This is a genomic window from Vibrio sp. 10N.261.55.A10, from assembly GCF_041470825.1.
GTDB lineage: Bacteria > Pseudomonadota > Gammaproteobacteria > Enterobacterales > Vibrionaceae > Vibrio > Vibrio crassostreae_C.
This window is the reverse complement of sequence record NZ_JBFRNC010000040.1, coordinates 26,950-45,386: the sequence shown is the minus strand read 5'-3', so window position 1 is coordinate 45,386 and position 18,437 is coordinate 26,950. Positions and strand designations below refer to the sequence as shown.

The following is an 18,437-nucleotide window of genomic DNA, read 5'->3' as shown; positions in this document are numbered from 1 at the left end:
ACCTTCATCGTAAGTGTCTGTTATTGTTTTCAAAAAATCAAAGCAATGTTAAATGAAATTACTGATACGTGAGAGTGGAAGGAATAAATGTGCAACAAAAAGGGACACACTTTTCAGTACGTCCCTTTCCTTTGTTTGGGCAGGATTCGAGCTTTACGTTAAATAGCCAATGGCATTTCATTTGAGTGGTCAGGTTTACGATTAACCCAACGTAAACCAAGCATAGCGATGAATGACATTGCAATCATCAAGCAACCGAGTGGCAGTTGGTCTTGAGCTGGGAAGAACGATGCCAATAGTGTTGCGATGCCAGCACCTAGGTTTTGCATACCACCTAAAATCGCACCTCCAGTACCAGCGTGGTACGGGAATGGCGAAAGTGCCCCTGTTGTTGCTGCTGGGAATAATATGCCAGCGCCCAAGAAGTAAATTGTGGCACCGCCAATCAAAGTTAATGCTGTTGTTTGACCAAACAGACCCGGTATCAATACCACTGTTGAGCCTACCAATATCGCAACCAGACCAACATTCAATGCACGGCGCTCAGAGCGACGTTGTGCGATGTAACTAGATAAGCCTGCACCGACTAAGTAACCTGGAATAGGCAAGACAAACAGCAAGCTTACTGTGGTTGCCGGTAAGCCAAGTACGCCACCAAGCAACACACCTGCCGCTGCTTCAAATACGGCTACACCAGCAAAGGTTGCGACTAATACTAATAAGAAACCTTGGAAACGCTTGTCAGACAGAACAAATTTGTAGCTGTTGGCAACCGATTCATGTTTGCGTCGTTCTTTCGGCAGTGTTTCCATCATGCTCGTCATCATAGTGATCACAACAGCAATACCAAACAGCGCAAGGAATAAGTAGCTAGAACGCCAGCCGAAAGCTTCGGTTAGGTAACCACCTAATACAGGTGCCATCAATGGTGAGAAAATCACACACATGCTAATCAAGCTGTTTGCACGGTGCAGTTCTGCGCCTTCAAAACAGTCGCGAGTCAATGTTCGAGACATCGCACCACCACAACCGATACCCAAACCTTGGATAAAGCTGCCCGCTAAGAACCATTCATATTCGTGAGCGAACAATGCTACCAAAGTACCGATGATGTAGATGATCAAACCAATCACGATGATCGGTTTACGACCGAGGCGATCAGAAAGTGGGCCGTAAACAAATTGCGACAGACCATAAGGGATCAAGTAACACGCCATCACCGCTTGCAGTGAAGATGCCGAAACTAAGAACTCACCTGCCATATGACCGATAGAAGGCACGTACATCGTTTGAGTCATTTGACCTACGGCAGTCAGAATAGCGATTAAAAAGGTAAGTTTCGCTAATGGAAACGAGGCGGACATTTGCGTATCTCTCCAAAAATTAAGACGTAAAAAGCCTTAGCGCTCCATTAAAGGAGAGCCAAATGAATAAAGTGATCAGGGAATCTAGGCGCGAGATATTAGAGCTTGATTGCGGGCTTAGCAATCAAAAAGTGTGAAGTTGAGCAAGATAAAAATCTATAACTTGGATTATAAAAACTAATCCGAAATCGCTACATTTTAAAGAGGGAGAGGGTGGAGTGGGCTTCCTCTAAATATCGATGTTTTGGCTATGTCCAAAGCGCTAAAACCTAAGCAACACAGCTAATGATTATATGAGTACATCATTTTAAATCACAGAAAAAAGGAAGAAAACACGCTCTATTAACATTTGTATAAACTTTCGTTTTATATGTAAGCAATTTGTGCTGTAATTATCCGCTAAGCTATTCGTCTAACTCATTTACATTGTGTACAGCAATTCGTTGTCGATGTGATAGTTATGGTTATGGAAGTCTTTTGGCTTAAATAAGGATATTAAATGCGCTCTCTATCGGTACAGTGGAAAATAACCCTCTTAGCAGGTTGTTGTTTAATCATTACGTCACTGTCTCTTATTGGTTTCTCGATCTACAACGCGACGAGCAATCAACAAGTCATCAAATCTCAAAGTTCAGAATCAGTTATCAATAAAACTCAGCAGTTGCTGGCGTCTGTTTCTCAGCTAAACGCTCAAGAAACTCAACGTTATGTAGACGAAGCTATTTACCGCGCAGAGATGCTTGCGGCCAGTGCTCAGTTTCTAAAAAACAATGCAGACGAAAACTTTACACCAAGTGAAGAGCTTCGTACCGCCTTGGATGAAATGGTTCGTCGCTCGGTTTTAAACTTCGACTCTATTCAAGGAGCGTATCTAGTTTTCAAGCCTGACTTGCTCGATAGTGAAGATGCGAATTATGTCGATGCTGATTATGTTGGTTCTAACGAAAAAGGTCGTTTTGCTCCTTACTGGAAGGTGGCAGATAACGGTGAAAATGTTCTAGCGAACGTTCTTTCAGAATCTATCTTGAATGATGACAGCAATAGCGAACGTTTTTACTGTCCTTTGTCTTCAGGGCAAACGTGTATTAGTACGCCGAGAGTCGTGAACAGCGGTGGTGTAGCACTACTTACGTCCTCTATTTCAGTCCCTATTTTGGTTGACGACGTTGCTATTGGTTTTCTTGGTATTGATCTAAGACTTGATGGTTTAACCAGTGTGATTACTCAATCTGACCAGAGCTTGTTTAACGGTGCGGGTAAAGCTTACGTGGTTAGTCTAGATGGTTCGGTCATCGCTTCTGATGATTCAAGCATTGCAGTCGGTTCAACTTTCCAAAGTGGCAATACAAACAGTGATTTAATGACCGACTTTATCTTTGGTGGTGAAGTGACAACGCAATGGAGCGAGAACGGTGAGTGGTTACTTGCCTTTGCACCTGTTGTTGCAGCTAACCAAACTTGGGGGGTGTTGTTTGAGATCCCAAGAGACAGTGTCGTCGCTGACGCAAATAAATTGGATTCCATCATTAGCACTAAGCTAAGTGAAGGCATCAAAACAGAAGTGATCGCCGGTACAGTGTTTATTATCTTTGGCTTAGCCATTATCGCGTTTGCCTCGTTGTCTATTGTGAAGCCGATTCGTCAGGTTGTGGAAAGGTTGAATGACATCGCTTCAGGTGAAGGTGATTTGACGCAGCGCTTGGAAGTGAAGTCTCAAGATGAAATCGGTCAGTTGTCAAAAGGATTTAACCTGTTCCTAGATAAGCTGCAACACACAATCAAAGAAGTCATTCACACCACAGAACAAGTGGCAAATACTACCAGCCAAGCGAAAGCATCAGCATCAAGTACTCGTGAAAGCAGCGAGTCTCAATTTAAAGAAGTGGATCTAGTCGCGACAGCGGCCGAAGAGATGACTCAAACTGCGGGCTTAGTGGTACAAAATGCAGAAGTGGCCGTTGATGCAGCGTGCGAAGCGAATCGTTCTGCTCAACAAGGGCAACAAGTCATCGAACTTTCAGCAGGTGAAATGAGAAAGCTGGTGGAGCGTATGTCGAGTGCTGTTCCTATTGTTGAAGAATTGGCAAAAAATAACGGAAACATCACCGAGATCTTAAGTGTGATTGAAGGGATCTCTGAGCAAACTAACTTACTGGCATTGAACGCGGCGATTGAAGCGGCTCGTGCTGGCGAACAAGGTCGAGGTTTTGCTGTTGTTGCGGATGAGGTAAGAAACCTCGCAAGTCGCACCCAGTCATCGGTTGGTGAGATCAGAGCGGTGATCGACAAGGTTCATGCTGGAACTCAAGATGTCGTTGAAGCAATACAAGAAGGCAATATCCTAGCTAACGATACAGCACTACACGTTCAGAAAGCAGTTGAAGATCTGGGGTCGATCTTTACTTCTATTGAGGCGATCAGTGATATGAACAGTCAGATCGTTCGAGCAGCCGAAGAGCAACAATCGGTTTCCGGTGAAGTAAATCAAAGCGTGGTTAATATTCGCGATTTGAGTGCGAAGATCTTGGAGCAAGCCGCGGCTTCTGAGCAAGTCGGCAATGAAATTGACCAACTGTCTCAACAACAACAGAAGTTGGTCAATCAGTTCAAGGTATAAGCATTAAGCCTTAACCAGTTCTTGAATAGAAAAAGGGACAAATGAAGATTTCATTTGTCCCTTTTTTAATTGTTTATTTAGAGGCTATGCAATAACCAGCGGTTGACGCTGCTTACTCTTCGATAAACCAGTAGCCTTTGTTGACCAATTCAGTCACGACAGTTATGCCCGAAGGAGATAGGGCAGTAGCCGAGGTAATCATGGTCTCATCGCAAAGTATGTTGAGTAACGAAGAATCCGCTTCATCAACCTTAACCACTTCGCCATTGATGTAAGCGGTGTTGCTTTCATTTTCGTGGTAGAGCGCCTTTAAGCCTGATACTCGGTGAATCTCACCTTCAGACTCTAAGTGTTGAGCGATCTCTTCTTGAGTCCATAGTGGCTCTGGAGCAACGATATCAAGCTGGTGGCGTGATTGGCTTAGCAGACAACCCATGAATTCACTGATGGTTTCAGGTTGCTCTAGTGCAGATTTCAACATGTCTGTGAGATTGCTTAAATCCGATGAACGAATTTTTCCGTAGCCTTCTTGCATTTTGAATTCTGGCTCGTGCAGGTGTACGTCACCCATATCATGAGCAAGCACAAAATCGGCAAAGTTGCTGATCAGTTCTTGTTCTTTAGGCGAGCGGTAGCCAATAGAGTAGCTTATTGACGGCTCTAACGTGTTCCCTTCATGTGGGAAACCTGGTGGGATATAAAGGATATCGCCCGGCTCTAAAGTTTCATCAATGATTGGGTCAAAACCTTCAATTTGACGAAGTGCAGACGCTTGAACAGTCTCTTTGTATTGGCCAACATCTTTAGCGCCAACCTTCCATTGACGTTTGCCTTGACCTTGAATGATGAAGACATCGTATTGATCAATATGTGGGCCTACGCCGCCTTCAGGTGCTGAGTAGCAGATCATGAGATCGTCGAATAACCAGTTTGGTAACGCTTGGAACGCCTCAGTCAGCTGATTTGCGCCTTGGTGCCAGTGGTTCGCTGCTTGAACGATCAGTTGCCAATGAGTTTCGGTTAATTCGCCAAACTTTTCTTCAGAGAATGGGCCGTGTTCTGCAGTCCACTGATTGTCGAGGTTAGAGACAAAGCGAGAATCCACTTCTTCTTCCATCGATAAACCAGCAAGTTCTTCCGGCGAAATTGGGTCGACGAAGTTTTGGAAGCCACCCTTTAAGATGGTTGGTTTTTTATGCCAGTAGTTTTCAAGAAACTCGGGCATAGAAAAGCTGAGTTGGTACATGTGAATCCTGTATATTTTTATGCTAGATGCTAGATGCTAGATGCTAGATGCTAGATGCTAGATGCTAGTTTGGCTTGTAAATCTTGCTGGACAATTTTGATTGCTTCTAACGCGACTTTTGGATCGATTTCGTTGCTTTCGAGCAGATAGATCAGGTCGACAGCTAACTTAACTTCTTCTGGTGCGTTATCCAGTGGTGATGGTGTGTTATCAGTGTTCATTTCGCTTAGGGTTCTCTAAGTTAATCAGTCTCTCAATATTTTTCATTGAGTCTTCACAGCGTTCTAATCGCTCTTTTGCTAACTGCCAAGCCTCTTCCGCTTTTTTCTTACTGTGGCGAGGCGCAGAATCAAACGTTAACTTTCGTACTCGTACTAAATCGACCAATCGCTTTTGCCAGTCTTGGTGCTGGGCGAGTTCGTTGTATAGGTCGTTCAGGGTTTTCCCTGACTTGCTTTTTCGGTCCAAGCGTAAATCGTGGTTGGCTAACTCTCTTTGGATTGCTGCAATCTGATTGGTCAGCTTTTCTGTCAGGTAGTTGGCTCTGGACGCGGTCAGTTGATTTGAGGTTTGTTCACGTACAATGGTGCGGTACGTTGCCTGAGTTTCAAGTGCATAGGGAAGCAAAACAGAGGCGCCGCATTTAAATAAGGCTCGGTCAAACAAGGCTTGATGATAAGCCCCTCGAGATTTGTCAACCTGCGAGCAATGGCCAATCAAGGTATCAATAACACTTTTTAGCTTTGAAAATTGATTCATTTCACTTCCCGTTGGCTACTGCCTATAAGTTCACAAACCAAGCTTCGTATGCCAGTTTAATTGCAAGTACGCTTACAACTGTAACAAACACAGGTCTTATAAATGTAGCACCGAACCGAATAGCAGAGTGAGCGCCAACAAATGCACCGGCCATCAAACAAAGGCCCATGGTTAAACCTAGAACCCAATCAATATGACCAAGAATCGCGAAGGTCACCAAAGAGGTAAAGTTACTGGTAAAGTTCATGGCTTTGGATAGACCAGAGGCAAGTAAGATGTTTAAGCGATAAAGCGCCATAGAGCTTACCGTCCAAAACGCGCCAGTTCCTGGGCCAGCAACCCCATCATAAAAGCCAAGAATGAATCCTTGGTACTTTTGTTTTCTCTTAAGCACAGGGCATGGCTTAGGAGACACATTATGGCTCACATCTGGAGTCTTATGAAAAATGGTATAGACCGCTGCGGCAAGAATGACTAACGGCAATACCTTCTCTAACCACTCGGTGCTAATGGCATCAACAGTGAGTGTGCCGATGGTCGCACCTATTAAAGTAGATATGAATGCATTGACCCAACACTCAGGCTTGAACAGCTTTTTACGGTAGTAAGTGAATGCAGCTGTAGATGAAGCGAAGGTTGCTGCAAGCTTGTTAGTACCCAATGCGATGTGTGGCGGTAAACCAAGTGACAGTAAAGCTGGAACGGTTAACATCCCTCCGCCACCTGCGACAGCATCAATAAAGCCTGCTGCAAATGCAACCAGAGCAAGTATGACCAACATGGTTGGCTCAATCATTTCCATAAATAGCTAGTGTTCTCGTTATCGGCTGATAGGGCAGCCACATGAAAAATCTATGGATTAGTCATGTTGGGTTGTGAATGCAAGGGCCTAGCGATGAAGGCCCATAACTACCTCAAGGGCAGGGGATATTAGTATTTTATTGTTCTTTTAAAAGGCGGTAGTGAATCGAGTAGGGACTTTCCGTATCGCTTCGTTACTATGCGTCTATCAAGGATCGTGACTTTACCAGAATCTCTTTCCTTACGCAGTAGTCTACCCACAGATTGAATAAGCTTTTTACTCGCATCTGGAACAGTAATCTGCATAAAAGGGTTACCACCGCGTGATTCAATATATTCTGAATGTGCTTGCTCTACGGGAGAGGTAGGAACACCAAAAGGAATCTTGGTAATAACGAGGTTTTCAAGAAGCTCACCCGGTAGATCAAGACCTTCAGAAAAGCTGCCAGTTCCAAAAAGAACGCTGGTTTTACCTTGGTCTATTAGCTTTTTATGTTTTTTTAGAATTTCAGTTCGTGAAGTATCGCCTTGAACCTGCAATGCCCACGACTTTTTAACGAAATCTGTTGTTAAAGCCTCTGCAACTTTGTTCATTTGCCAGTAAGAAGAGAATAGAACGAGATTGGCTTTTTTGTCTTCTATTACCTTAGGCAAAATTTCAATAAGATATTCGGTAAACTGAGGTGCTTGTGGTTCGTACTTCATTGCCGGAACGATCAGCTCAGCTTGATTCTGGTAATCAAACGGTGATGCCAAAGCCAAAAATTGTACGCCATCTTCTGCTTTTTGGCTGATACCTGCTTGATGACAGAAAAAGCTGAAAGAGTTGAGCGCCCTCATGGTCGCAGATACTAATACGGCACCCACACAGCGGCTCCAGATTTGTTGATCCAGTTGCCAACCTACCTCTAGTGGCGAAACATTCACAACGAAATCGCCTTCGCTTTCTTTGTTAAGTTCGAGCCAACGAGCCAAAGGAGCACCTTTTTCTCTCTTCGGTTCAGCCATTAAGCGCCAAACTTGAGCAAGGTTCTCTGTTCTTTGTATATAGAAGCCAATTTCTGCCAGTGCCGGCTCTGCAAGCTTTGCTGAAAGCTCGCCGTCTTTAACTCGTTCCGCAATCAGGTCTGCAATCTTCGCAACTGCTTGGCTCGCCTTTTGTGTGAGTTGCTTGAGGTCTTTTGATTCATTCTCAAGCCACTCAGGTAAGTCGCCATGTTCGAAGCGATACAAGCCGTCTTCAAAGTGGTTAGCGTCAAACTGTTTACTCATTTGAGTCAGGGTAGGGATCAGCTGTTGCACTGAGTCTTGCAGCTCATTTCGAAATCGATGGACACGTTTCTCGTCAGCGAGGCCTGAAAGTTTAGTGATTGATTGATTCAAACGCTCCAACCACGATGCTGCGCCTTTTAAGCTCGCAGCCGCAGAAGAGTGATCTCTGGCTACATGCGGTAAATGGTGAGCTTCATCGAATATATAGATGCTATTTTCTGGTTCAGGCAGTATCACGCCGCCGCCTAAGTCTGCATCAGCCATCACTAAACTGTGATTGGCGATAATCACGTCTGCTTTATCTAGCTCTGAGCGAGCTTTCTGGAAAGGGCAGTCTCTATGCGTAGGCATACTGTTGTTACAGCTGTGCTTATCGCTGACAATCATCTGCCAAATCATGTTGTCGATGGGTTTTGGCCACGAATCACGGTCACCATCCCATTTACCTTGGGTTAGGCTACGATACATGGTTTGAAGTTGGTCGATATCCTTCTTCTTTGGCTTAGATTCGAACATGGCCATTTGTCCGCCATCAACCCCGCAGGCAGCGGCTAGCTTTTCGGAACAACAATAACGCTGTCTGCCCTTCGCTAATATGAAAGAAAACTCTCGATCAGTCAGTCTTCTATATAGAGGGAGATCTTTATTGACGAGCTGTTCTTGTAGCGCAACCGTCGCCGTTGATATGACTATTTTTCGGTTATTGAGCACAGCGACAGGAATAGTTGCCATTAAATAAGCCAGTGATTTCCCGATCCCGGTTCCCGCTTCTGCAACAATCATGCGATTACTTTTGTGGTATTGACCACAAAGTGTCTTCGCTATTTCTGCAACAAGGTAATTTTGAGCACGTCGAGGTACAAAGTTGTCCAACTGATCTTGGAGGTTTTGATAACTGGTGCGAATAGATTTTTGAATTTTAGTAGTTAGCATACTGTGACCTACGTAACGGAGCGAGGATAGTAGCACATATCACTAGTCGGTACATTTACGGTGAAATAGCTTGCTTTTGAATCAAAGGTAGATCTTGTTCACAAAAAAAAACTGAACCATCAGGAACTTAACTATTTTATTTATGTTGCGAAATATAAATATTAAAAAAGACTTGCTTGTAGGTGTTAAATCCTGAGATGTGGCGTTTTTACAAGTTGTTTGTGGTGTTAAATGCTGTTTTGTTCTTTTTTTGGATTATTATATTTCCTGATAAAACTAAGGATAAGCTGCTCGTAAAACTATGAAAAAAAATGTAAGTGGTTGATTTTGATTGCTTTGTGTTTTTTTTAGGTTTGTTTTTAGTTTATTTGACACGCAGGATAATCTTTTGCAATCTAGACCTCGAAATTTAGTGACGGTGATTAACCAACAAAGAGTGGTAATGACCAGTCATAAAAATAAAAGGGAACCGGGCAAGGATCTCCCATTCTTAGAAAAGGCAGTGGATTTATTATGAAAAAGACTCTATTAGCGCTAGCTATCGCAGCTACAGCAACTTCTGTAAACGCAGCAGAAATTTACTCTAACGACGATACTAAAGTTGGCCTAAAAGGCGAGGTAGATATCTACCTACAACAATCTGAAGTAGACGAGACTCTAACTAAAACAGTTAAAAACGAAGCTGACGTTTCTACTTGGGCTAAAATTCAACTAGACGCTGAGCAGAAGCTTAACGACCAGTTCACAGCATTCGCATCTTTCGAAATCGAAACTGACGGCAGCAACGCTAAGTTCGATGACGTTCTAGCTGGTTTTAAAACTGACACTTGGGGTATGGCTTTCGGTGAAACTGGCGACCTAGCAGAATCTGCTGACGCTATCCAGAAAGATGATATCACAAACGAAGGTAACTACATGGGCTCTACTGGTGGTCACCACCGCGAGTCTTCTGGCCACGGCGCTGTATTCAAAGGTCAATTCGTTGAAGGTTTCACCATCGTAGCTGACGTTAACACTGATTCTACTGAAGACGTTGACAACACTTACGGTATCTCTGCAGATTACGCATTCAGCAACTTCTCTATCGGTGCTTCTTACATCACTGGTGACGCTGCTAAAGATGTAGATTACTCTCTTGCTGGTGTTTCTGCTTCTGCTGAATTTGGTGGTTTTTACTTAGCGCTTACTTACGCACAGTTTGAAGGCAACCAAGGTTACGGTTACTGGGACCTATCTGACATCGCTGCTGATTCTTACGGCAACGGTGAAACTATGGGTATCGCAGCTGCTTACCAAATCGACGCTGTTCGTCTATACGCTACATACTCTGTAGCAACAACTGACGAAATCGCTACAGCAGCGGGTACTTCTAAGATCTCTGATATCGACTCTACTAACCTAGTTGTTGGTGTTGATTACGCATTCCGTGACAACATCCTATTCCTAGCTGAATACCAAACTGCTGATTTCGAATACGCATCACAAACTCTAGATGCTGACGGCGTTATCGCTGGTGTTTACTACACATTCTAATCTGTAGTTAACTATGCTATACAAAAGCCAGCTATTAGCTGGCTTTTTTACATTTATTGATTAAGGAATCGTACATGAACAAGTGGTATTTGAGTTTTGTCTGTCTATTCTCTGCACCATACGCAACGGCTGCTCTTGATTTGGCTTCTGGTATTTCGCTAAATACTTTGAACGGTGAGGTTGTTGAAAGTGTGGAAGACGCTGTATTCACCTCAGGTGAAAACCAACTCGTTTTAGATTACACAGGGTATTTGAGCGATAAAGGCAAACGCGAGTTTATCAGTACAGTTCCTTACATTATGGTAGTTAATGTTCCCGAAAATGCTGATGTTGATATTGATCTTCTAAGTAGAAAGTACGCTAAAATCGAAAAAAATGTAGACAGAGAACTTCCTATATTCAGTATCTCTGTAAACGGTGATGATGCAGAAGTCGTGCAAGAAGTTTTGCCTCCATCTCAAGGTGCACTGCCTTACAGCGATATCCCTCAGTTGGTTAAAGACTACAACCAAGAAAGAGGCTTAGTTTTTGATTCAGGCAAGATTCGTTCGTTGAAAGAAGAGCTAGCGGCGGTACAAACTGGTGCAGTAGTTGGAGCAACGGTAGCTGGCGACAGTACTGTGCAAGAGTCTGAAAATACGCTTCAACTTAAGCTATGGTATTCAAGAGCAAATGAAGAAGAGCGTAAAGCATTCCAAAAATGGTTAATTGACCAAAAGTAATCAATCTTCACGTACAAAAAAGCGAGACGTAAATCTCGCTTTAATATATTGCTATGAGTTAAATCTCTTTCCACTCACCAGGCTGCAGCTGCCCCACATTCATATTACCCATTGAGTAACGGATAAGACGCAGGGTAGGGAAGCCGATATTGGCTGTCATTCGTCTTACCTGACGGTTACGTCCTTCAATGATTGTAATAGCCAACCATGTTGTCGGTATCGCGGCTCTGAAGCGTACTGGAGGATTTCTATCCCACACAACAGGTTCAGACATCACCTCAACCTGAGCGGGCAGTGTCATGCCGTCTTTTAGTTCGACACCTTTTCTCAATTTATCTAAATCTTCCTCAGAAGGTGCGCCTTCAACCTGTACCCAGTAAGTCTTTGGGGATTTTGAGTTTGGTTGAGTTAGCTTAGCTTGAAAAATACCATCGTTGGTCAAGACCATTAACCCTTCGCTGTCGCGGTCAAGGCGACCTGCAGCATAAACGTCTTTCACTGGAATAAAGTCCGCTAGCGTTTTTCTCCCTTCGCCATCTGTAAATTGGCTTAGAGTATCGAAAGGCTTGTTGAACAGAATTACTTTGCGATCTTCGAGCGCAACCTTAGGTTTTGCATTGGTAGGCTTGCCTTTATATCGGTGCTTGCTTGAGTGAGATTTGTTGTGCGAATTGCCAGTGTTATTCTTATCACTGCTTCGGCTTTGTCTATTACCGCTTTGTTTTAATGTTGCACCAGAACGAGCCGGTTTGTCTGAACGAGATGCGCTGCGTGAGCGAGTAGACATGTTAACTACCTTGCAAAAATGTAAACGAAGTGTGCTGAAAAGTTTTCACTGAAACGGAATTGAGCTATCATTTGCGCGCCTAAAAGACACAAAATAGAACAAGTTGATGGACTCTTAAGCCTGATTTGTTTAATTATACCTTCGTGTTTTATTATAACAACGCACTCACGGATTTGGTTCATGCTGTCATCAAGATTGTATGAAAAATAAGATAGAGTACGACTATCGAGTAAGCAGTTTTCACTCTTAGAGTGGCTTACTGGTCAATTTATAACACGCTCACTACTTTAAATGAGCTTGTAAGAACTATAGGGAAATTTCATGCCTACTGAAAAACCAACGATCATCTATACCATTACAGACGAAGCTCCGGCGCTAGCAACATACTCTCTGCTGCCTATCATTCAATCTTTTACAGCTTCTTCTGGTATTAACGTTGATACTCGCGACATTTCACTTGCAGGGCGTATTATTGCCAACTTCCCTGACTATTTGAACGAAGAGCAACGTATTGGTGATGCATTAGCAGAACTAGGTGAATTGGCTAAGACACCAGAAGCAAACATTATCAAACTTCCAAACATCTCTGCATCTGTACCTCAGCTTCAAGCAACAATCAAAGAGCTACAGTCAAAAGGTTACGCACTTCCTAATTACCCAGAAGAAGCAAACACTGACGAAGAGAAAGCAGTAAAAGCGACTTACGACAAAATCAAAGGCAGTGCAGTAAATCCAGTATTGCGTGAAGGTAACTCGGATCGCCGCGCTCCACTTTCTGTTAAAAACTACGCGAAGAAGAACCCACACTCAATGGGTGCTTGGTCTGCAGATTCTAAGTCGCACGTTTCAAGTATGGACGACAAAGACTTCTTCGGTAGCGAAAAGTCAGTAACCATTGAAGGTGCTACAGAAGTTAGCATTGAATTCGTTGGCAAAGATGGTGCGAAGAAAACATTGAAGCCAGCTTTTGCACTGCAAGATAAAGAGATCATTGATGCGTCAGTGATGAATAAGGCCGCTTTGGTTGCATTCTTCGAAAAAGAAATCGCATCGGCTAAAGAGCAAGGTGTACTGCTTTCTCTTCACTTGAAAGCGACGATGATGAAAGTATCTGACCCAGTGATCTTTGGTCACGCGGTTAAGGTTTACTACAAAGACGTATTTGCTAAACACGGTCAGCTGTTTGAAGAGCTAGGCGTTGATGTAAATAACGGCATCGGTGATGTCTACGCGAAGATTGATGCGCTTCCTCAAGAGCAGAAAGAAGCAATCGAAGCTGACCTGCAAGCGGTATACGAGACTCAGCCACCACTAGCGATGGTTGATTCGGACCGTGGCATTACTAACCTACACGTACCAAGCGATATCATTGTGGATGCATCTATGCCTGCAATGCTGCGTTCTTCTGGTCAAATGTGGGATCCAGAAGGTAAGCAAAAAGATACCAAAGCAATGATCCCAGATCGTAGCTACGCGAGCATTTACCAAGCGGTTATTGATTTCTGTAAAGAGAACGGCGCGTTCGATCCAACAACGATGGGTAGCGTACCAAACGTTGGCTTGATGGCTCAAAAAGCGGAAGAGTACGGTTCTCATGATAAGACTTTCATCCTTGAAGCTGCTGGTCAGGTTCAAGTTGTTGACGCTTCAGGCGCTGTGCTTCTTGAGCAAGACGTAGAGGAAGGCGATATCTTCCGTATGTGTCAGGTTAAAGATGCACCAATCCAAGACTGGGTTAAGCTTGCGGTAACGCGTGCTCGTGCATCGGGTGTTCCAGCGGTATTTTGGCTAGATGCGTCACGCGCACATGATGCTCAGCTTATCAAGAAAGTTGAAGCATACCTTCCTGAATACGATACCGATGGTCTTGAAATTAAGATCCTTGCTCCACTTGAAGCGACTCAATACTCACTGGTTCGTATCAAAGAAGGCCTAGATACTATTTCGGTTACTGGTAACGTATTACGTGATTACCTAACTGACTTGTTCCCGATTTTAGAGCTTGGTACATCAGCTAAGATGCTATCGATTGTTCCACTAATGAACGGTGGTGGTCTGTTTGAAACAGGTGCTGGCGGCTCTGCTCCTAAACATGTTCAACAAGTAGAGAAAGAAAACCACCTGCGTTGGGATTCTCTAGGTGAATTCTTGGCACTAGCGGCATCTCTAGAGCACCTGAGCGTAGTAACAGGTAACGCTAAAGCACAAGTTCTAGCTGATGCGCTTGATAAAGCGACGGGTGAGTTCCTTGATAACAACAAGTCTCCTTCACGTCGAGTAGGTGAGCTTGATAACCGTGGTAGCCACTACTATCTAGCGGCATACTGGGCTAAGGCGCTTGCTGAGCAAACGGCTGACGCTGATCTTGCTGCTGAGTTTGCAGGTGTGGCAAGTCAACTGGCTGAAAGTGAAGAAGCGATCGTTGCAGAGCTGAACAACGCTCAAGGTGTGGCTGGCGACTTAGGTGGTTACTACCTACTTGACGATGCATTGGTTTCAACACTAATGCGCCCAAGCTCAACGCTAAACGCGTTTATTGATGCATAGTGATTGGACTCATCGTTAGTCACTCATGAACGTGATTTGCTAACGAGTTGCTTAGGCTGATAGCTAAGTTATAGATAAAGTCAAAACGAAAGACGCTTTAACGATAATGTTAAAGCGTCTTTTTTCTGTCTAATACTTCTTAAGACCTAGCTTAAGGGGAGTAGCTCTTCGAGCTCATTGTCCAGTGAGCAACTTTAGAGCCCCCAAAACGAAAAAAACCGCTCACGTAATCCTGTGTTACAGGTATTAAATGAGCGGTTTCAATATTCTGTTTACCTGTCAGCCGTTAATGACGATTGATGGAGGTTAACATGAGTTTGCATTCGCCTATTTTGCGGCGCTGCCTTCTACAGGAACAACGGAGCTAGCATGCGAGCCTTTAGGTCCACTTTCTACTTCATAGTCGACCTGCTGACCAGCCTTTAAGGTTCGATAACCTTCCATTTGTATTGTGGAGTAGTGCGCGAAAATATCGCCGTCTTCACCTTCTGGACAAATAAAGCCAAACCCTTTGGCATTGTTAAACCATTTTACTGTACCTGTAGCCATGCTATACATCCCTCATGCATTTTGTTACTAACGTTGTTATATCAATTGTTGTAAGTGCGATTGATATCATTCCTACCAGCTAAAGAATTTCAGCTAATAGCTTGAATCTCGTACATTGCTTACGGAAATTAACGCTACCCTGCGTAATTATTCCTTATTGTTAATTTTTGAAGCGTGTTACTGATTTTAATTCATGTTGCAAAAGTGTATTAAAAAACCTTTTAGCTCCAATGTAGCTAATGATTGAGCACAGTCAATAGTAAATTGGTATAAAAGTGATCAATTTTAATAACAAATCACATTCGAGATTAACCGCAAACTATTAACTAAATAGTAACTTAGCGGTAATCTTATCGTTAGTATCAATAGTTATGGCGTCTTTTTAATCAATCACATATGTTAATCTTGTTAATCGAGATCTTTTATTTGCAGCGATGGAAATGGTGGATTAGGCTCAGTATAGAGGAATATTTTTTGGTACTGTTTCTAGGTGCAGTTTCTTAGTACACGGTAAAGCGTGAATGTGGTAAATTTGAGTTAGGTAAACACTCACGACTTCCGAAAAATAACCCTTAGCAAAGCGATATGAGCAGAAACTTTGAATGGGCATCTCCAGGCTCAGATTTACTGGAGAAAGAAGCAACAAAAGTAAAGCCACCGGCGATGTATAACGTTGTGTTGAATAACGATGACTACACGCCCATGGACTTTGTAATCGAGATCCTAGAGCGATTCTTCTCACTAGATATCGAAAAAGCAACGGAAGTGATGCTCAAGGTTCATTATGAAGGTAAAGCTATATGCGGCACATACAGTGCTGAAATAGCGGAAACAAAGGTAGCGCAGGTCACGATGTACTCAAAGGAAAATGAGCATCCGCTACTATGTACAATGGAGCAAGTATAAATTGCTCGAACAACACTGTTGTTCCCTTAGGAGGTACTTATGCTAAATAAAGAATTAGAGACGAGTTTAAATGGCGCATTTGCTCGTGCGCGAGACAAGCGACATGAATTCATGACTGTTGAACACCTCCTACTAGCATTATTAGAAAATGATGCGGCCAAGGAAGCGCTCCAAGCTTGTCAGGCTGATCTCGATGCTCTTCGCAATGAGCTCGATATTTTTATCGATCAAACGACCCCACTTATCCCTGAAAGCGATGAAACTCGCGAAACTCAGCCTACGTTGAGCTTTCAACGAGTACTTCAACGCGCTGTTTTTCATGTTCAATCTTCAGGTCGCAGCGAAGTAACAGGTGCTAACGTACTTGTGGCTATTTTTAGTGAGCAAGAATCTCACGCGGCATATCTTCTTAAGAAAAACGACATTAGTCGCTTAGATATTGTTAACTTCATCTCACACGGTATTACCAAAGCCAGCAACGAAGGCGACAGTCCTTCATCATCCGATTCATTTGGTGGTGCAGAAAATGCTGAAGAAGCTAACTCTGAAGACCGTTTAGAAAATTTTGCTACTAACCTTAACGAAGTCGCAAAGCAGGGCAATATTGACCCACTAATCGGTCGTGACAAAGAGCTAGAACGCACTATCCAAGTTCTGTGTCGTCGTCGTAAGAACAACCCTCTGTTAGTGGGTGAAGCGGGGGTAGGTAAAACTGCCATCGCGGAAGGTCTTGCATGGCGCATCGTTGAAGGACAAGTGCCTGAAATCATTCAGAGCAGCGTAATTTATTCTCTAGATATCGGTTCACTGTTAGCCGGAACCAAATATCGTGGTGACTTTGAGAAACGTTTTAAAGCGATTCTTAAGCAACTGGAGAAAGAAGAAGACGCGATTCTGTTCATCGATGAGATCCACACCATTATCGGTGCCGGGGCTGCATCGGGTGGCCAGGTTGATGCGGCAAACTTAATTAAACCACTACTAAGCAGTGGCAAATTACGTTGCATCGGTTCAACAACGTACCAAGAGTACAGCAGTATTTTTGAGAAGGAGCGTGCTTTAGCTCGTCGCTTCCAGAAAATAGATATTATTGAACCATCGCTAGACGATACGACCAAGATCCTGATTGGCTTGAAGCCAAAATACGAAGCTCACCACGAAGTGCGCTACACCAACAAAGCGTTGCGTGCCGCTGTGGAACTGTCAGCTAAATACATTAATGAACGCCACCTTCCTGATAAGGCCATTGACGTAATCGATGAAGCGGGCGCTCGTAGTCGTTTGGCACCTGCAAGCCGTCGTAAGAAAACGGTAAGCGTGGCTGATATTGAGTCAATGGTTGCGAAAATGGCGCGTATTCCTGAAAAGTCAGTATCGTCTTCAGACAAAGATACACTCCAGAAACTGGATGAGCGCATGAAAATGTTGGTATTCGGACAAGACCCTGCAATCGATGTATTGAGTGAAGCAATTAAGCTGACCCGTGCTGGATTGGGTGCAGACAATAAACCTGTTGGTTCATTCTTGTTTGCTGGTCCTACTGGTGTCGGTAAAACAGAGGTGACTGTTCAGCTGTCTAAGTTGATGGGTATTGAGCTTCTGCGCTTTGATATGTCTGAGTACGGTGAGCGACACTCAGTGAGCCGCTTGATTGGTGCGCCTCCTGGTTATGTTGGTTACGACCAAGGTGGTTTGCTAACGGATGCCGTAATCAAGAACCCGCACTCTGTTGTGTTACTGGATGAAATCGAGAAAGCTCACCCAGATATCTTTAACTTGCTACTGCAGGTAATGGATAACGGCACGCTAACTGACAACAATGGTCGCAAAGCGGACTTCCGCAATGTGATTCTAGTGATGACGACCAACGCAGGTGTGGCTGAAACCGAGAAGAAATCGATCGGCCTGATCCAACAAGATCATGCGCCAGATGCGATGGGCGAAATCAAGAAGGTATTTACTCCTGAGTTCCGTAACCGTCTTGATAATATCATTTGGTTCAACAGCCTTGACCCAAGTGTGATTAGCCAAGTAGTTGATAAGTTCATTGTCGAGCTTCAGGTTCAACTGGACGCTCGTGGCGTGTCTTTAGAGGTTTCTGAGGATGCTCGTCACTGGTTAGCTGATAAAGGCTATGACAAGACCATGGGTGCTCGTCCAATGGGACGTGTGATTCAAGAGAAGCTTAAGAAACCACTTGCTAACGAGTTACTGTTCGGTAGCTTGGTTGATGGCGGTACGGTTAAAGTATCCCTGAAAAAAGACGAATTGGATTTCATCTATGTTGGTGCTAAAGAAGAGGTCATGCACTAACGAAGTGATTGATAAATCAAAGGCTTAAATATAAAACGCATGACTTAGGTTGTGCGTTTTTTTATGCTTGCGAGATGCGAGATGCGAG

Annotated in this window: 14 protein-coding genes; 6 read left to right on the top strand and 8 right to left on the bottom strand. The window is 43.7% G+C overall.

Going from position 1 to position 18,437, the window contains the following annotated elements; all coding sequences use genetic code 11:
• Positions 1-158 precede the first annotated feature (158 nt).
• Positions 159-1,364: a multidrug efflux MFS transporter EmrD gene (emrD, locus tag AB4274_RS13070; RefSeq protein ID WP_017072247.1), complete on the bottom strand. Its 1,206-nt coding sequence runs from the start codon at positions 1,362-1,364 to the stop codon at positions 159-161.
• 499 nt (positions 1,365-1,863) lie between these two features.
• Between emrD and AB4274_RS13065 the strand changes: the two genes are divergently transcribed.
• The gene (locus AB4274_RS13065; protein ID WP_017070026.1) at positions 1,864-3,981 is read left to right on the top strand and encodes a methyl-accepting chemotaxis protein; all 2,118 of its coding nucleotides are present in this window, start codon (positions 1,864-1,866) and stop codon (positions 3,979-3,981) included.
• A gap of 112 nt (positions 3,982-4,093) precedes the next feature.
• Here AB4274_RS13065 and AB4274_RS13060 read toward each other — a convergent pair whose 3' ends face one another.
• From AB4274_RS13060 to dinG, 5 genes are all read right to left on the bottom strand, one after another.
• Entirely contained in the window at positions 4,094-5,227 is a 1,134-nt protein-coding gene (locus tag AB4274_RS13060) for a JmjC domain-containing protein (RefSeq protein WP_372112222.1), read from the bottom strand.
• Positions 5,228-5,277: 50 nt separating this feature from the next.
• The gene (gene rsmS / locus AB4274_RS13055) at positions 5,278-5,448 is read right to left on the bottom strand and encodes a pleiotropic regulatory protein RsmS (protein ID WP_017055021.1); all 171 of its coding nucleotides are present in this window, start codon (positions 5,446-5,448) and stop codon (positions 5,278-5,280) included.
• A complete protein-coding gene (locus tag AB4274_RS13050) occupies positions 5,438-5,986 on the bottom strand; it encodes a primosomal replication protein (protein ID WP_017062115.1) in 549 nt (182 codons plus the stop codon). The genes rsmS and AB4274_RS13050 overlap by 11 nt, the downstream gene beginning before the upstream one ends.
• Before the next feature lie 22 nt (positions 5,987-6,008).
• Complete coding sequence (locus tag AB4274_RS13045; protein WP_017062114.1) at positions 6,009-6,788, bottom strand: TSUP family transporter; 780 nt, start codon at positions 6,786-6,788, stop codon at positions 6,009-6,011.
• Positions 6,789-6,916: 128 nt separating this feature from the next.
• Complete coding sequence (dinG, locus tag AB4274_RS13040) at positions 6,917-8,992, bottom strand: ATP-dependent DNA helicase DinG (RefSeq protein ID WP_136978344.1); 2,076 nt, start codon at positions 8,990-8,992, stop codon at positions 6,917-6,919.
• Positions 8,993-9,505: 513 nt separating this feature from the next.
• Here dinG and AB4274_RS13035 point away from each other — a divergent pair.
• A complete protein-coding gene (locus tag AB4274_RS13035) occupies positions 9,506-10,525 on the top strand; it encodes a porin (RefSeq protein ID WP_017070022.1) in 1,020 nt (339 codons plus the stop codon).
• Between the two features lie 74 nt (positions 10,526-10,599).
• Positions 10,600-11,247: a DUF2057 family protein gene (locus AB4274_RS13030; protein WP_102398103.1), complete on the top strand. Its 648-nt coding sequence runs from the start codon at positions 10,600-10,602 to the stop codon at positions 11,245-11,247.
• 58 nt (positions 11,248-11,305) lie between these two features.
• Here AB4274_RS13030 and AB4274_RS13025 read toward each other — a convergent pair whose 3' ends face one another.
• Positions 11,306-12,034: a pseudouridine synthase gene (locus AB4274_RS13025; protein ID WP_136973574.1), complete on the bottom strand. Its 729-nt coding sequence runs from the start codon at positions 12,032-12,034 to the stop codon at positions 11,306-11,308.
• A 321-nt stretch (positions 12,035-12,355) separates the two neighbouring features.
• Between AB4274_RS13025 and AB4274_RS13020 the strand changes: the two genes are divergently transcribed.
• Positions 12,356-14,581: an NADP-dependent isocitrate dehydrogenase gene (locus tag AB4274_RS13020; protein ID WP_017067848.1), complete on the top strand. Its 2,226-nt coding sequence runs from the start codon at positions 12,356-12,358 to the stop codon at positions 14,579-14,581.
• Between the two features lie 327 nt (positions 14,582-14,908).
• Here the strand turns inward: AB4274_RS13020 and cspD are convergent, their stop codons facing one another.
• Positions 14,909-15,130 (bottom strand): cold shock domain-containing protein CspD, encoded by a 222-nt coding sequence (gene cspD, locus AB4274_RS13015; protein ID WP_004736548.1) that lies wholly within the window; start codon positions 15,128-15,130, stop codon positions 14,909-14,911.
• Between the two features lie 585 nt (positions 15,131-15,715).
• Here cspD and clpS point away from each other — a divergent pair.
• Together clpS and clpA are read left to right on the top strand one after the other, a co-directional pair.
• Positions 15,716-16,036, top strand: a complete 321-nt coding sequence (clpS, locus tag AB4274_RS13010; protein WP_004737430.1) for an ATP-dependent Clp protease adapter ClpS — start codon at positions 15,716-15,718, stop codon at positions 16,034-16,036.
• A gap of 39 nt (positions 16,037-16,075) precedes the next feature.
• On the top strand, positions 16,076-18,349 hold the full coding sequence (gene clpA / locus AB4274_RS13005; RefSeq protein WP_017062108.1) for an ATP-dependent Clp protease ATP-binding subunit ClpA: 2,274 nt from the start codon (positions 16,076-16,078) through the stop codon (positions 18,347-18,349).
• The last annotated feature ends 88 nt before the right edge of the window (positions 18,350-18,437 follow it).

Excerpts from the sequence above, each read along its gene's own strand:
- AB4274_RS13025 (WP_136973574.1), bottom strand. The coding sequence starts at position 12,034 with ATGTCTACTCGCTCACGCAGCGCATCTCGTTCAGACAAACCGGCTCGT.
- AB4274_RS13065 (WP_017070026.1), top strand. The coding sequence starts at position 1,864 with ATGCGCTCTCTATCGGTACAGTGGAAAATAACCCTCTTAGCAGGTTGT.
- clpS (WP_004737430.1), top strand. The coding sequence starts at position 15,716 with ATGAGCAGAAACTTTGAATGGGCATCTCCAGGCTCAGATTTACTGGAG.
- AB4274_RS13030 (WP_102398103.1), top strand. The coding sequence starts at position 10,600 with ATGAACAAGTGGTATTTGAGTTTTGTCTGTCTATTCTCTGCACCATAC.
- AB4274_RS13020 (WP_017067848.1), top strand. The coding sequence starts at position 12,356 with ATGCCTACTGAAAAACCAACGATCATCTATACCATTACAGACGAAGCT.
- rsmS (WP_017055021.1), bottom strand. The coding sequence starts at position 5,448 with ATGAACACTGATAACACACCATCACCACTGGATAACGCACCAGAAGAA.
- AB4274_RS13045 (WP_017062114.1), bottom strand. The coding sequence starts at position 6,788 with ATGGAAATGATTGAGCCAACCATGTTGGTCATACTTGCTCTGGTTGCA.
- emrD (WP_017072247.1), bottom strand. The coding sequence starts at position 1,364 with ATGTCCGCCTCGTTTCCATTAGCGAAACTTACCTTTTTAATCGCTATT.
- clpA (WP_017062108.1), top strand. The coding sequence starts at position 16,076 with ATGCTAAATAAAGAATTAGAGACGAGTTTAAATGGCGCATTTGCTCGT.
- AB4274_RS13050 (WP_017062115.1), bottom strand. The coding sequence starts at position 5,986 with ATGAATCAATTTTCAAAGCTAAAAAGTGTTATTGATACCTTGATTGGC.
- dinG (WP_136978344.1), bottom strand. The coding sequence starts at position 8,992 with ATGCTAACTACTAAAATTCAAAAATCTATTCGCACCAGTTATCAAAAC.
- AB4274_RS13035 (WP_017070022.1), top strand. The coding sequence starts at position 9,506 with ATGAAAAAGACTCTATTAGCGCTAGCTATCGCAGCTACAGCAACTTCT.
- AB4274_RS13060 (WP_372112222.1), bottom strand. The coding sequence starts at position 5,227 with ATGTACCAACTCAGCTTTTCTATGCCCGAGTTTCTTGAAAACTACTGG.
- cspD (WP_004736548.1), bottom strand. The coding sequence starts at position 15,130 with ATGGCTACAGGTACAGTAAAATGGTTTAACAATGCCAAAGGGTTTGGC.